The sequence below is a fragment of the Mesorhizobium sp. P2_D6 genome (assembly GCF_056404315.1).
This window is the reverse complement of sequence record NZ_JBFUEG010000002.1, coordinates 301839-315303: the sequence shown is the minus strand read 5'-3', so window position 1 is coordinate 315303 and position 13465 is coordinate 301839. Positions and strand designations below refer to the sequence as shown.

The following is a 13465-nucleotide window of genomic DNA, read 5'->3' as shown; positions in this document are numbered from 1 at the left end:
CAAAGCCTCCAACGCGGCTGCACCAGGGAGCCCGCCGCATGCGCATCGCCGTCCTCGCCGACATCCACGGCAACGTCCTGGCGCTGGATGCCGTGCTCGACGACCTCAAGCGGCGCGGTGGCGCCGATCTTACCATCAATCTCGGCGATTGCGTCTCCGGTCCGCTCTGGCCGCGCGAGACGTTCGAGCGGCTCGAAGCGCTCGACCTGCCGACCGTGCGCGGCAACCATGACCGCCGCGTCGCCGTCGATCCCGCCGACGACACGATGTGGGCTTCCGACCGCTACGCCCAGGAGCGGCTGACGGAGGCGCAGCGCGAAGCCCTGTTCGCCCTGCCCTTCACGCTGGAGATCATTCCCGGCGTGGTCGCCTTTCATGCCCGGCCCGACCATGACGAGAAATATCTGCTCGACGCGATCGTCGATGGCCAACTGGTGCGCGCACCGCTTGCCGCTATTCAGCGGCGGCTGAAGGGGCTCGCCTGCCGCATCGTGCTGTGCGGCCACAGCCACCGCCCAGAGCTGATCCGCATCCCCGACGGCCCCGTGATCTTCAACCCCGGCAGCGTCGGCGCCCCCGCCTATGACGACGACACCCCGCCGGCGCATGTTTCGGAGCAAGGCAGCCCGCATGCGCGCTACGGCATCGTCACCTTGGATGGTGAAGGACCCGACCGTTTCGAGACCATCGCCGTCGACTACGACCACGAAGCGGCAGCCAGGCAGGCTGAACAGGCGGGGCGGCCGGAATGGGCGCATGCGCTCAGAACCGGCTTCATGCCCAAATCCTCTGGGCAAGGCTCCGTTTGACGCCACAGCCGTGCCCTGCGCCGCCCTCCCGGCACCAAACATCGGACGCATTTTCGGACTTACATGACGCCGTATCGTCCCTTATAAAACCGCCTCGGCATGCGGCAGGACCTGCCGCGGCAAAGGTACCGAGTATCAGTGCACGGCCAATGATGAGGCGCATCGTTACGCTCCGAACAAGTTTGCATGCGCTGATTGCCGCTCCGCTGCTGACGGCGGCGTGGATGGCTGTTGTCCCGGCTCACGCCGAAGAGGTGCCCTTCATCTCCATCGTCACCGGGCTTGCCCCCGACGATCTGCTCAATATCCGCGCCAAGCCATCGCCGATGGGCAAGACCGAGGCGCGGGTGGCTGCCGGCGCGAGCGTACGCAACCTCGGCTGCAACGACATTGACGGACATCCCTGGTGCAAGATTGTTTCAGACAATCCCAAAGTCACCGGCTGGGCGCCGGCGCGCTATCTCATTCCGGTCAATCCGGCGACCGTGCCCGAATCTGACCAGCCAACAGATGCGTCCACTGTCGCCACGGCCACTGATGCCGGCCCGGACGCCACGACGCCTTCCCCACCGCCCGCACCTGCGCCGCCGCCTGACCTGACGCGGCGTCTTGGCGGCACGGATCCAGGCGCGCCGAAATCCGCCGCCGAGATCGGCAGGACCGCGATGGACGATGCCTATGGCATGGCGTTCGCGGCGATCGAGCCCTCCCCTGCTCCACCCGCGCCCGGCATCCCCTGCGCGCGCCATGTCGGCGAGCCGATGACCCAGTGCCAAATAAGCGTCGCCCATACCGGCGGCGACAGCGCCGTGACCGTAACCTGGCCGGACGGCGGCGCGCGCATCATCAGCTTCCATGGCGGCTTGCCAGTCGGCTCCGACTCTTCCGACGAATTCCGCTTCACCCGCGAAGGCAGCTTGAACATGATCCGCATCGGCACCTCCGAGCGCTTCGAGATCACCGACGCCGTGGCGGCCGGGGATTAGGGTTCGGCGCCGTCGCAAACTGGATTCTGCCACGACTGACCATTTGTCGACGCCGGCGCCCGGCAAGATGCGATTTCAAACTTGAACCGATTGCCGCGGTTGTGAAGCCGCGTGCAATCCCTCATTTTCGGGGTTACATCCGCCAAAACTCTTCCCTATAAGGCCCTCCTAGCCTGATACCAGAATCGCAAGCACAACCGGCCGGGTCTTCCCGTCCCGGTTTTTCGTGCAAGCCGCTCGCCGAACGGAACTCATAACGATGCCAAGACGCACCGACATCAAGTCGATCCTGATCATCGGGGCCGGCCCCATCGTCATCGGCCAGGCCTGCGAGTTCGACTATTCCGGCACCCAGGCCTGCAAGGCGCTGAAGGAAGAAGGCTTCCGGGTCATCCTGGTCAATTCCAACCCGGCCACCATCATGACCGACCCGGAACTGGCCGACGCCACCTATATCGAGCCGATCACGCCCGAGGTGGTCGCCAAGATCATCGCCAAGGAGCGCCCCGACGCGCTGCTGCCGACTATGGGCGGCCAGACCGCGCTCAACACCGCTTTGTCGCTGCGCCGCATGGGCGTGCTCGACCGCTACAATGTCGAGATGATCGGCGCCGATGCCACGGCAATCGACAAGGCAGAGGACCGCGCGCTGTTTCGCGAGGCGATGCAGAAGATCGGGCTCGAAACGCCGAAGTCGATGCTGGCCAACGCCACCGACGTCAAGAACACCGACCGCAAGACGCATGAGGCCGAGCGCGCCGCGCTGAAGGCCGAGGCGCCTGCCGATCTCGACGCAGCGCTCGACGCGCTGGAAACCCGCTGGAACCTCGGCGAAGGCGACCGCAAGCAGCGCTACATCAGCCATGGCATGGCGATCGCCGCCCAGGCGCTCGACCATGTCGGCCTGCCCGCCATCATCCGCCCGTCCTTCACCATGGGCGGCACCGGCGGCGGCATCGCCTACAACCGCGCCGAATTCTACGACATCGTCCAGTCCGGCCTCGACGCCTCGCCGACCACCGAAGTGCTCATCGAGGAAAGCGTGCTCGGCTGGAAGGAGTATGAGATGGAGGTCGTCCGCGACAAGGCGGACAATTGCATCATCGTCTGCTCGATCGAGAACATCGACCCGATGGGCGTGCATACGGGGGACTCCATCACGGTCGCCCCGGCGCTGACCCTCACGGACAAAGAATACCAGATGATGCGCAACGCCTCGATCGCGGTGCTGCGCGAGATCGGCGTCGAGACCGGCGGCTCCAACGTCCAGTTCGCCGTCAACCCGGCCGATGGCAGGCTGGTGGTTATCGAGATGAACCCGCGCGTCTCGCGCTCGTCCGCCCTCGCCTCCAAGGCGACCGGTTTCCCCATCGCCAAGATCGCCGCCAAGCTTGCTGTCGGCTATACGTTGGACGAGCTGGAAAACGACATCACGGGCGGCGCCACGCCCGCTTCGTTCGAGCCGAGCATCGACTACGTCGTCACCAAGATCCCGCGCTTTGCCTTCGAAAAGTTCCCCGGCGCCGAGCCGGTGCTGACCACCGCCATGAAGTCGGTCGGCGAAGTCATGGCCATCGGCCGCACCTTCCAGGAATCGCTGCAGAAGGCTTTGCGTGGACTGGAGACCGGCCTGACGGGTCTCGACGAGATCGAGATCCCCGGCCTCGGTCATGGCACTGCGCCCGCCAGCCACGTCGACGACCGCAACGCCATCCGCGCCGCTTTGGGCACGCCAACACCTGACCGGCTGCGCATGGTAGCGCAGGCGATCCGCATGGGCACCTCGCTGGAAGACGTGCACGCCATGTGCAAGATCGACCCGTGGTTCCTCGAACAGATCGCCGGCATTCTCGCCATGGAAGACCGCATCCGCGAGCACGGCATTCCGCAGGACGCCGTCAATCTGCGCATGCTGAAGGCGATGGGCTTCTCCGACGCCCGCCTCGCGTCGCTGACGAAGACCGACGCCGAAGTGATTGCGAAGATTCGCGAAAAGCTCGACGTTCATCCGGTTTATAAGCGCATCGACACCTGCGCCGCCGAGTTCGCCTCGCCCACCGCCTACATGTACTCGACCTACGAAGTGCCCTTCGCCGGCGCGCTCGCCAACGAGGCGCAGGTGTCATCGCGCAAGAAGGTCGTCATCCTCGGCGGCGGTCCCAACCGCATCGGCCAGGGCATCGAGTTCGACTATTGCTGCTGCCACGCCGCCTTCGCGCTTCGCGACGCCGGCTATGAGGCGATCATGATCAACTGCAACCCCGAGACCGTGTCGACCGACTACGACACCTCGGACCGGCTCTATTTCGAGCCGCTGACGGCGGAAGACGTGCTGGAGATCCTGCGCGCCGAACAGGCCTCGGGCGAACTGGTCGGCGTCATCGTCCAGTTCGGCGGCCAGACGCCGCTCAAGCTGGCGGACGCGCTGGAGAAGGCCGGCATCCCGATCCTTGGCACTTCGCCCGACATGATCGATCTCGCCGAAGACCGCGACCGCTTCCAGAAGCTGCTGCACAAGCTCAACCTGACCCAGCCGAAGAACGGCATCGCCTATTCGGTCGAGCAGGCCCGCCTCGTCGCCGGCGAGCTCGGCTTCCCGCTGGTGGTGCGCCCCTCCTATGTGCTCGGCGGCCGCGCCATGCAGATCATCCATGACGAAGGCATGCTGCAGTCCTATCTGCTCGACACCGTGCCCGGCCTGGTGCCGGAGGACATCAAGCAGAAATATCCCAACGACAAGACCGGCCAGATCAACACGCTGCTGGGCAAGAACCCGCTGCTGTTCGACACCTATCTCTCCGGCGCCATCGAGGTCGATGTCGACTGCCTCTGCGACGGTAAGGACACGTTCGTGTCAGGTATCCTGGAACACATCGAAGAGGCCGGCATCCATTCGGGCGACTCGGCCTGCTCGCTGCCGGTTCACTCGCTGCCTTCCGAGCTGGTGGACGAGCTGGAGCGCCAGACGGCGGCGCTTGCCCGCGCGCTCAATGTCGGCGGGTTGATGAACGTGCAATACGCGATCAAGGACGGCACGGTCTATGTGCTGGAGGTCAATCCGCGGGCATCGCGCACCGTGCCCTTCGTCGCCAAGACCATCGGCCGGCCCATCGCCAAGATCGCCGCCCGCATCATGGCCGGCGAAAAGCTGGAAGACGCCTTCGCCCACTACGGCGCCATGCCCGATCCGAGGAACCCCGGCCACATCGCGGTCAAGGAAGCCGTCTTCCCCTTTGCCCGCTTCCCCGGCGTCGACATATTGCTCGGCCCGGAAATGCGCTCGACCGGCGAGGTCATGGGCCTCGACCGCGACTTTGCGCTGGCCTTCGCCAAGAGCCAGCTGGGCGCCGGCGTCGACCTGCCGCGCTCCGGCACGCTGTTCGTCTCGGTGCGTGACGAGGACAAGAAAGGCATATTGCCGGCGGTCAAGCGCCTCGCCGGCCAGGGTTTCAAGGTGCTCGCGACATCCGGCACTCAGCGCTTCCTCGCCGAGAACGGTGTCGTAGCGGAGAAAATCAACAAGGTGCTCGAGGGCCGCCCCCACATCGAAGACGCCATCCGCAACCGCCAGGTCCAGATCGTCTTCAACACGACGGATGGCCAGAAGGCGGTGTCGGATTCGAAGTCACTGCGGAGAGCCACGCTGATGCAGAAGGTGCCGTATTACACGACGCTGTCAGGGGCAGCCGCGGTCGCCGAGGCGATTGCGGCGCTCAAGGCAGGGAGCCTGGAGGTCAGGCCGCTGCAGGAGTATTTTGCGTGAGGTCAAAACATTTTGGGAATTATCCCTTGAGACAAGTTGGCTTGACGTTGCGCCAGTTGGGCGTATAAGCCGCGCCACTTCTAAACACCAAAAGCCGGTAAGCCCTTCTGGACGTACCGGCTCTATGTGTGGTGGTAGCTCAACTGGATGAGCGCCCTTTTCGCAAAGGGGAGGATGGGGGTTCGAGTCCCCCGCACCCTTTCTCACCGGCCCCTTATGACGTAATGCGCATTCGGATCACGAGTTTTGGTCGTGACGAAGTCCAAGATATTGCGTTTGGTGAGACGGTCGAGGCGGCCCTTTGCGGTGTGCCAATCTGTAGTGCTTAGAATCCGAAGCGCTTGACTGACATTGATCCTCTTGTTCTCGGCCAGATAGTTGACGATCTTTCGCTCTTCTGCGTCGAGGGAGAAGGAAATCACCTCGCCCAAAATCTTGTAAGCCTCGCTGTCGAGGGTGTTGGTTCGGTTCGCAACGTCGTTTTGCAGGGTCGCGCTGATGCTTCGTGACGTCTCGAGGTACTGGGTTTGAGGCAGCTTGGCATTCTGCAATTCCCTACGAATGCGTTTGGTTCCCTCACTGATGCAGCGCACTTCGCCGAACTCGCGCAGAACGAACATCAGGAATGGATTGCGAGGCTTATGGATGAAGTTGTCTGGCGAGATCGACGGCATGAATGAGCCGGGGTTTTCAATCGTCAGCCTGTCATCGAATAGCTTCACAAAAATGGGCTGGGTTTTGGCGTGGTAGGAGCGATGGACACAAGCGTTTACGAGCAACTCATACCAAGCGTCGTGCGGGTATTCCGGGACTGTGAAGAATTTTCCATTTCGAAACTCGGTAAATTCCCTGAGGCTGGCGTCAATCGTTGCAGCAGCATCTTTGATGATATCGAGGATAGATCCCTCAATCATCCGGTCTTTTATGACGTTATATTCCTTGCCAGATTTTTCCTCTATGCCGGCGTAGCGGAGGAAGTGAACGTAGGAACCAGGGAACACCTCGCGCGGGTCTTTCGCAAAAATCAGAGCGCAGACATTGTTGGGAACGAACTTTCCTTCCCGAATTTTGCCAAGGCGCATCGCTTCCAAGACCGCGATATCGGGGAGCTCGATAGACCCGTCTCTCTCTCGCCTGATTTGCTGCGCGAACTTCTCAAGAAGATTGACGCGAAAGTCATCCGGCCACACCAGCGGACATGGCTCTAACTCGAAAGCACGCTCGCCCTTGTTGATCCGGATTTCCTGCTTTTCGGCATCTGTAAGTTTGCGGCTTCTGTCCGATTCCCGGCAGTAGGCATCGCCGTTGGTGAGTTCTACCAACTTGTCGTCAACAAAATGGATGCGTGCAAGAATGATGAAATCAGGCTCTCCCTTTCGGTTCTCCACCTCAAGCCGTCGAGTGGTGAAACGACCCGCGTGACAATGATCACGCCCCATAAACTCGAGGTCTTGGATCTTCTCGACTGAAAACTGCTGACACCCGCTTACAGTGCCGTCTTTCTCAATTCCAATAGCGACAACGCCACCTTCCACGGCAGGGCCGTTTCCAAAAGCAGACAGGCAGATGGCTAAACCTTCTGGTCTTATCTTCCCTGATTTCCGTTCAAAACGAGTGTTCTCAGGCTGGGAGACGACAAACCGCCAATCCTCGCTCTCGAATATCTGATCTGGCTTTATGAGCGCTTCGACAGTCGGGCGCTCGAGAATTTCGAGAAAGCTCAGTTGCTTCATTTTGCGCAATTTTCGTAAAGCTCGAGTACCCTCGAGTGATAATAAAGTTGCGCGACATGGCCTTTCCGGCTTCGCCCCGCGCGTCGTGGTAAGATCAAATCGCAACCACGCCGTGAATCTAGGAGCATCTTTTGCTAACGCTGAGTCAAGCGGTTAAGGAAGGCCAATTGGAGGATTTCATCCGCCATCGAGGCCGGCGTCAGCCCTTTCAATCTGCCAGCGCCACGCACTCAATCTCGATATCGAACTCCATCGGCCATGACGCCACCGGCACGAAGGTGCGCGATGGCGGGTTTTCAGGGAAATGCCTGGCGTAGACGCGGTTGATGGCGTTGTAGAAGCCGGCATTGGCGGCATAGATGCGCACCATCAGCACATTGTCGAGCGAGCTGCCGGCTGCTTCCAGGCAATGCTTCAGCGCTTTCAGCGACGCCTCGGTCTGCACCTCAATGTCGCCCTTGACGAGTTTGCCAGTCGTGAGATCGAGCGGCGGCGTACCGGAGACGAAGACCAGCCCGGCCCCCTTGGTCACCAGCGACAGCGGCACGCCCAGCGCCCGCACCGCCGCCGACAGCACCGGCACTTCGATGATTTCCCTGGTCATGAGGATCCTCCTTCGTGGGTTTGCGGCGAGCTTATCGCGGCGCCGGCGGAACGTCAGCGCGGTTCTTCCTTCTCCCCTTGTGGGGTCCGAAGGACGGGGCGAGACCCGCGGCTCGCCCCAGGGCGGTGGGTCGGCGCGATAGCGCCGAGACGGATGAGGGGTGTTCCAGGAAACACCGACGCCTCACTCCGCTGGAACACCCCTCATCCGTCGCCTTCGGCGACACCTTCTCCCACAGGGGGAGAAGGAGGAACCTAGCTCACCCCTGCCCCGGATACGGAGTCCCATCCTTGTGCAGGAACCTGCCGTCCGAACTCGGGCTCATCATGTCGATGTCGGAGCAGGTGATGACATCGTCTAGAGAGCGCGAACCGACTTCGAGGTAGCGCGCGCTGGCCGACGAGCGGTTGATCATGTGATGGCCGTTGCCGCTGTTCTTGGCAAAGGTCGCGCAGTCGCCTGCCCTGAGCAGCGTCTCGCCGCCATCCTCGACCAGCACCAGCTCGCCTTCCAGCACATAGACGAGCTCGTCCTCATGGCTGTGCCAGTGGCGCTGGCTCGACCAGCCACCGGGCGGGAGGGTCATCAGGTTGACGCCGAAATCTGTCAGGTCGCCGGCATCGCCGAGGCGCTTGCGCGTGCGGTCGGCGCAAGGGGCGTCGAAGGGCGCGGGGTAGCCGGAGCCCTTGCGGACAGGCACGGTGGACAGGTCGATCCTGGGCATGGGATGTTCCTCAATTCCACGTCGAAATTTACGTCAATCGCGCCCAGAGGACAGGGCGGCTAACCACAGATGTCAGCGCTGCCCCTCATTGCCCTGCCGGACATTTCTCCCCGTATAGTGACGGGGAGAAAGAGGCTTGCGCCCATAGTTTCGCCAACTGCCAGCGTTGCAGGAAGGGTGCCGGCGTTGCGGCCAGCCCCCTTCTCCCCGTCACTATACGGGGAGAAGATGCCGGCAGGCAGATGAGGGGCGGCGCCGGCGCCTGGTGAGCTGAAACGATGCCGGGGCAGGAGCGCCTCACCCTGTCCTCAATGGCAGCACGCCTCGCCATACTGCAGCTGTTCATGCCAATCCGGCCGCCCCTCCGGCGTAAAATCCATCAAATTCCACAGCGTCTCGCAGGTGCCGAGGCCGCGCGGATCCTGGCCGGGCTCCGTCGGCGCGAAATCCAGTTCCGAACTCCAGAAATGGCGGATGCCGTCCGCGTCACGATGAAACACCGACAGCAGCGGGATCTGCGCGCCGTCGGCACCCTCGGCATTGTAGTCGCGCTTGAAGCTATTGCCGGCGGAAGACACCAATCGCATGTTGCGCCAGCCCCTGTCGCGGCCAAGCGTGAGCAGGTTTTCGAGCGCGGTCTTGCCCACCACCGCGAAATTGAAGCCGGCCGCCTGAAGATGCCCGACCGCGCCGTCGAACTGGTCGAGCAGCGCCGTGCAGGACGGGCATGGCTGATCCTGCCGCGCAAGCTTGGCCGTGCCGCCGCTGGTGGCCACCTCGCGCTTCTCCTGCGGATGGCGCGGAAACATCATGTTGTAAAGGATGAGCGAGCCCTTGCCGGGCGCGAACAGCTCGGACAGTTTTATCTTCGCGGGCCTTCCTTCGGCATCCAGCCCGTCGAACTCATAGTCCTGGCGGATCAGCCCGCCCGGCGGCAGCGCGCGCCGTGCCTCGGCGACCTCCTCCATCACACGGCGTAGCTCGATTTCCTTGCGCAGCAGTTTTTCGCGGGCGGTGCGGTATTTCGCGGATTCGTTGGGGAAGGTGATCATGATCGTCTCCTTGGCCATTGCGCCGGCGTCCCGGTGCGGATTGCTCTACGACCCAAGGACGAGCCAACTCGACTGGTTCCGACATTCTTGATCCGGGAAACGAGCCCACCTTGCCGTATTCTTCCCGTCAGCTAGATCTCTGGGGGTCAGGGAGCACACATGCGCGAGCAAAACACCGAAGAGATCGACCTGCGTTGTCCGCAGATCGTTGCCGACAACGCAGCCAAGGGCCTGCGCCTGCGTAGAGAATTCGGGCGCGGCGGCACCGAGATCGGCGTCGCGCGCGCCACCGAACTGAAGAACCGCGAAAAGCTGGCGCCATCCACCATCCGCCGCATGGTCAGCTATTTCGCCCGCCACGAGGTCGACAAGCGCGGCGAGAACTATGGCAATGAAGACAATCCGTCCGCCGGCCATATCGCCTGGCTGTTGTGGGGCGGCGATGAGGGCCGCGCCTGGGCGCTCGATCTCAAAAAGAAGATCGGCAACGCTCCTGATATTTGAAGGCTGGCTGTAAACGACTGGCGGGCCCCAAACCCCCGCCTGGGACCCGCCAAGGAGTGGCTGAACACATGCCGGTGCAGCCCCTCCACATCAGCCAGTCGTCGATCCGCCATCGGCCGAAAGGCATGGATGGTTAGGTAGCATCCGGTTGCAGCGGCCTATGTGAAGCAGTTCACAATCCGGAGGTTTTCAACAGCCGCTTTAGCCTTCCCAAGGGACTTGAATCATGCCCAGCCGCTCGTAAAGCCTGAGCGCGGCGGCGTTCTCGACGGTGTTGGTCTTCAGGTCGACATGGGCAGCACCTCGATCGCGGAACGCGTTGAAAGCCTGCCACATCAGCGCTTCGCCAATGCCTTTGCCGCGCGCTTCGGGGTGAACGGCGAGGTCCTTGACGAAGGCCCTTGTCCAGCACAAAGCTGCCGCCGCCAGCCGTCCCTTGCCGTCGATGACCAGGAAGCACAGGGACGGGTCGAATTCGGCATCGCCTGAGATACGCGGCCACCATTCGTCGAATGGGCCATCGGTGCCGTCGTCGAACACCTCGCTCAGCAGAGCATGCAGGGGTTGCGCGTCGCCATGTTCGAAGCAGCGCATGGCAAAGCTGTCCGGCCAGTGCGGTGCAACGAGTGTCTCGTCGAGGATCTTGCGCAGCCGGATGTCGTTTGGAGCCGGCGGCCGCGGTTCAGGCATGGCGCTCAGGCGTCGGGCTGCAGCCGGCGGCGCCTGCGGTCAACACCGAGGCCGGTCGCCTCGAGCAGGCCTTTGCGCTTGGCGTCGAAATAATAGCCGGTCTGGTAGAGCCAGTCGGCCTTCTTGGCGTTGCCGTCGGCACACAGCCAGGCGCCGCGCAGATATTTGACCGCGTATTTCAGATTGGTCTCGGCGTCGAACAGGCCCTTGGCCGGCCCGTCATAGCCCATGCCGCGCGCCGTCGCGTGCTTGATCTGCATCAGGCCCCAATGGCCGTTATTGTAGGCCTTGGGATTGTAGGTGCTTTCGCGGTTGACGACATGGCGCACCAGATCGACCGGCACCTCGTAGAGTGCGGCGTATTTCTGGATCAGCTGGTCGATGTCGCCGCGCATGCCGGTGGCGTGCTCTTCTGCCGGCGCGGGGTTGAGCGGCGCGGCGGGGAACTGCACCAGGGCAGCCGGATTCTGCGGCCCGACATAGGCCACCTGCTGCACACCGGGCAAGGTTTTCTGGCCGCCCTTGGCGGTGGCCGGCATGACCAGCCCGGCGGTCGTGTATGTCTCAGCCGTGACTGGCTGCCCGGCTTTGGCAGGCGCCGGCGCCTGCCAGGCATTGGCGGTCATGACGGCGGGCATGGCTGCCACTGTCGGCGTCGCGCCGGCGAAGGCCGCGGTTGCAACAACCGGCTGCGCAGCGGCATCGAGTGCTGGTGTGGCAGGTGTCACTTCGGCCGCCTGGACGGGTGTAACCCCTGAGGATTGCGGCAGCACCGAAACCGTGTCGGGCAGCGGCACGGTGAAGCCGGCATCGCTGCCGGCGGCAGTCGCGGTTTCAGTCAGCGCAGGCGTAGCCTTCATCTGCGAAGTCGATTGGCAGCCGCTGAGTGCAGCCGCACCGACGATCACGCAGATCGCAATAAGGTTGAATTTTGCTGGCAAGCCGCGCGGGTCCGGTTTGTCGGGTTGTTAAGAAGTCCTTACACCAGCGATTCCTGGTGAGCAATCGGGGCTATCCGGTGGTTTTCGGGTGGCAAGAGCTGGGCCCAGATGCCATATTGTTCTGCATATGTACCGGTCGTTATGCCGGTTTTCGCCACTTTGCGGAAAGGAGTGCATCATGGAAACGACATCTTCGATCACAGCCGGCCACGCAGTGTTAGAAACAGTGATCGGCTTCATGGGCATCGCCTGGAGCGAAAAGGGCCTGATCCGGCTCTGCCTGCCCGAAAAGAGCCGCGAAGCGGTGGAGCGCCGGCTGATGCGCCATGCCGGTGTTGCCGCCAATACCGAGCAGCCGCAATGGGTCGTCGAGCTCATCGCCTCGATCAAGGCTTATGCCTCAGGCGAGGACGTCGATTTCTCCGGCGTACCGGTCGATTTGGACGGCGTCGACGACTTCCGCCTCGCCATCTACGACGCGGCGCGAAAGCTTAGTTATGGCGAAACCACCACCTATGGCGAACTGGCCAAGCGCGCCGGCCAGGCCGGCCTGCCGCGCGAAACCGGCGCCGCGCTCGGCGCCAACCCGGTGCCGCTCGTCATTCCCTGTCACCGCATCCTGGCCGCGGGCGGCAAGATCGGCGGCTTCTCCGCGCCCGGCGGCTCGGCCACCAAGGAAAAGATGCTGGCCATGGAAGGCGTGCGCGTCGGCCCGCCACCTCCGGCGCAGGTCTCGTTCGGGTTCTGAGAATTCAGATCCCGAACGGACTAACGCCGGCGCAGGAACCGCCGATGGAAATGGTCGTTCTCGATCCGCTTGCAGAGATAGACCGGGCACGATTCGGTATCGGCGCTCGGCACATAGGCGCGTTTCCTGACCTCGCCGATGTTGCAGAATTGCTGGCTCTGCACATAGCGGTCGAAGAGCGGCAGCCCCGGCACGCGCCTGGACTGATAGCGCAGGATCACCGCGCCCTGGCGGGCGATCGTGCCCTGCACCCTGTCGCAGCTCATACGAGTGGGGTCGTAGCGCGAAATCGCCTGCGCTTCGGCGGCCGCCAGCGTCAGGCAGACAGCCAGCAGAATGGTTTTCACGACGGTTTTCATGGTTGTCTCCCAAAACCGGACTAACGCCGTGGGGCGCCCCGATCTTCCCGATTGCTCAACGCTTTCATGCGATTGGGGCGGCCTTTGGGCGACGCCACGGTGGTGCCTTTTCTCGAGCCGTCTTGTTTTTGGTGCAAAACCTGCCTATATCAGGTCCATTGATATTTCGGCCGATCGATCCGGGCCTCGCGATCTTCGCGTTTGCTGACGTCTATCTCCAAAATCTCGATACACACCGGCTGAACCTCGGTTCGGTCAAACCAAAGCAAATGCGAGGACTATTCATATGGCAACTGGTACGGTCAAGTGGTTCAATGCCACCAAGGGCTTCGGCTTCATTCAGCCTGATTCGGGCGGCGCGGACGTTTTCGTCCACATCTCCGCTGTCGAGCGCGCTGGACTGTCGACCCTGGTCGAAGGCCAGAAAATCAACTTCGAGATCGAGCAGGACCGCCGCACTGGCAAGTCGTCCGCTGGTTCTCTGAGCAAGGCAGCCTGATTTTGCAAACAGCGCGCGCCGGACGAGAGTTCGGGGCGCGCGGCAAGTCACGG

The 13465-nt window shown here is 62.8% G+C and carries 13 protein-coding genes and 1 tRNA gene; 7 read left to right on the top strand and 7 right to left on the bottom strand.

What is annotated here, in order from left to right; all coding sequences use genetic code 11:
* Window positions 1-38: 38 nt before the first annotated feature.
* The 4 genes from AC1D1L_RS04700 to AC1D1L_RS04685 all read left to right on the top strand — a co-directional run bounded on the left by AC1D1L_RS04700 (window position 39) and on the right by AC1D1L_RS04685 (window position 5759).
* Complete coding sequence (locus AC1D1L_RS04700; protein WP_352589735.1) at window positions 39-809, top strand: metallophosphoesterase family protein; 771 nt, start codon at window positions 39-41, stop codon at window positions 807-809.
* A gap of 149 nt (window positions 810-958) precedes the next feature.
* Window positions 959-1795, top strand: coding sequence for an SH3 domain-containing protein (locus AC1D1L_RS04695; RefSeq protein WP_477339195.1), 837 nt, complete (start codon window positions 959-961; stop codon window positions 1793-1795).
* A 259-nt stretch (window positions 1796-2054) separates the two neighbouring features.
* Complete coding sequence (gene carB, locus AC1D1L_RS04690; protein WP_477339193.1) at window positions 2055-5558, top strand: carbamoyl-phosphate synthase large subunit; 3504 nt, start codon at window positions 2055-2057, stop codon at window positions 5556-5558.
* Between the two features lie 128 nt (window positions 5559-5686).
* Window positions 5687-5759, top strand: a tRNA-Ala gene (locus AC1D1L_RS04685).
* A 2-nt stretch (window positions 5760-5761) separates the two neighbouring features.
* Here AC1D1L_RS04685 and AC1D1L_RS04680 read toward each other — a convergent pair.
* The 4 genes from AC1D1L_RS04680 to AC1D1L_RS04665 form a co-directional block, all read right to left on the bottom strand.
* Window positions 5762-7291, bottom strand: coding sequence for an ATP-binding protein (locus AC1D1L_RS04680; protein WP_477339191.1), 1530 nt, complete (start codon window positions 7289-7291; stop codon window positions 5762-5764).
* A 208-nt stretch (window positions 7292-7499) separates the two neighbouring features.
* Window positions 7500-7895 (bottom strand): RidA family protein, encoded by a 396-nt coding sequence (locus AC1D1L_RS04675; RefSeq protein WP_477339189.1) that lies wholly within the window; start codon window positions 7893-7895, stop codon window positions 7500-7502.
* A gap of 259 nt (window positions 7896-8154) precedes the next feature.
* The gene (locus AC1D1L_RS04670) at window positions 8155-8619 is read right to left on the bottom strand and encodes a cupin domain-containing protein (protein ID WP_477339187.1); all 465 of its coding nucleotides are present in this window, start codon (window positions 8617-8619) and stop codon (window positions 8155-8157) included.
* 308 nt (window positions 8620-8927) lie between these two features.
* Entirely contained in the window at window positions 8928-9671 is a 744-nt protein-coding gene (locus AC1D1L_RS04665) for a DUF899 family protein (protein WP_477339756.1), read from the bottom strand.
* A gap of 159 nt (window positions 9672-9830) precedes the next feature.
* On the opposite strand from AC1D1L_RS04665, the gene AC1D1L_RS04660 reads away from it, so the two are divergent.
* Entirely contained in the window at window positions 9831-10175 is a 345-nt protein-coding gene (locus AC1D1L_RS04660; protein WP_477339185.1) for a hypothetical protein, read from the top strand.
* A gap of 201 nt (window positions 10176-10376) precedes the next feature.
* Here AC1D1L_RS04660 and AC1D1L_RS04655 read toward each other — a convergent pair whose 3' ends face one another.
* Both AC1D1L_RS04655 and AC1D1L_RS04650 read right to left on the bottom strand, forming a co-directional pair.
* Complete coding sequence (locus AC1D1L_RS04655; protein ID WP_477339183.1) at window positions 10377-10865, bottom strand: GNAT family N-acetyltransferase; 489 nt, start codon at window positions 10863-10865, stop codon at window positions 10377-10379.
* A 5-nt stretch (window positions 10866-10870) separates the two neighbouring features.
* A complete protein-coding gene (locus tag AC1D1L_RS04650; RefSeq protein WP_477339181.1) occupies window positions 10871-11806 on the bottom strand; it encodes a transglycosylase SLT domain-containing protein in 936 nt (311 codons plus the stop codon).
* 178 nt (window positions 11807-11984) lie between these two features.
* Here AC1D1L_RS04650 and AC1D1L_RS04645 point away from each other — a divergent pair, with 178 nt between their 5' ends.
* Window positions 11985-12554 (top strand): methylated-DNA--[protein]-cysteine S-methyltransferase, encoded by a 570-nt coding sequence (locus AC1D1L_RS04645; RefSeq protein ID WP_477339179.1) that lies wholly within the window; start codon window positions 11985-11987, stop codon window positions 12552-12554.
* A gap of 20 nt (window positions 12555-12574) precedes the next feature.
* Here the strand turns inward: AC1D1L_RS04645 and AC1D1L_RS04640 are convergent, their stop codons facing one another.
* Window positions 12575-12901, bottom strand: a complete 327-nt coding sequence (locus tag AC1D1L_RS04640) for a hypothetical protein (RefSeq protein ID WP_477262471.1) — start codon at window positions 12899-12901, stop codon at window positions 12575-12577.
* 298 nt (window positions 12902-13199) lie between these two features.
* Between AC1D1L_RS04640 and AC1D1L_RS04635 the strand changes: the two genes are divergently transcribed.
* Entirely contained in the window at window positions 13200-13412 is a 213-nt protein-coding gene (locus AC1D1L_RS04635) for a cold-shock protein (RefSeq protein WP_015316174.1), read from the top strand.
* The last annotated feature ends 53 nt before the right edge of the window (window positions 13413-13465 follow it).

What these genes read in the sequence shown, in the direction of transcription:
- AC1D1L_RS04695 (WP_477339195.1), top strand. Translation starts at nt 959, where the DNA reads ATGATGAGGCGCATCGTTACGCTCCGAACAAGTTTGCATGCGCTGATT.
- AC1D1L_RS04660 (WP_477339185.1), top strand. Translation starts at nt 9,831, where the DNA reads ATGCGCGAGCAAAACACCGAAGAGATCGACCTGCGTTGTCCGCAGATC.
- AC1D1L_RS04700 (WP_352589735.1), top strand. Translation starts at nt 39, where the DNA reads ATGCGCATCGCCGTCCTCGCCGACATCCACGGCAACGTCCTGGCGCTG.
- AC1D1L_RS04680 (WP_477339191.1), bottom strand. Translation starts at nt 7,291, where the DNA reads ATGAAGCAACTGAGCTTTCTCGAAATTCTCGAGCGCCCGACTGTCGAA.
- AC1D1L_RS04655 (WP_477339183.1), bottom strand. Translation starts at nt 10,865, where the DNA reads ATGCCTGAACCGCGGCCGCCGGCTCCAAACGACATCCGGCTGCGCAAG.
- AC1D1L_RS04645 (WP_477339179.1), top strand. Translation starts at nt 11,985, where the DNA reads ATGGAAACGACATCTTCGATCACAGCCGGCCACGCAGTGTTAGAAACA.
- AC1D1L_RS04675 (WP_477339189.1), bottom strand. Translation starts at nt 7,895, where the DNA reads ATGACCAGGGAAATCATCGAAGTGCCGGTGCTGTCGGCGGCGGTGCGG.
- AC1D1L_RS04635 (WP_015316174.1), top strand. Translation starts at nt 13,200, where the DNA reads ATGGCAACTGGTACGGTCAAGTGGTTCAATGCCACCAAGGGCTTCGGC.
- carB (WP_477339193.1), top strand. Translation starts at nt 2,055, where the DNA reads ATGCCAAGACGCACCGACATCAAGTCGATCCTGATCATCGGGGCCGGC.
- AC1D1L_RS04670 (WP_477339187.1), bottom strand. Translation starts at nt 8,619, where the DNA reads ATGCCCAGGATCGACCTGTCCACCGTGCCTGTCCGCAAGGGCTCCGGC.
- AC1D1L_RS04665 (WP_477339756.1), bottom strand. Translation starts at nt 9,671, where the DNA reads ATGATCACCTTCCCCAACGAATCCGCGAAATACCGCACCGCCCGCGAA.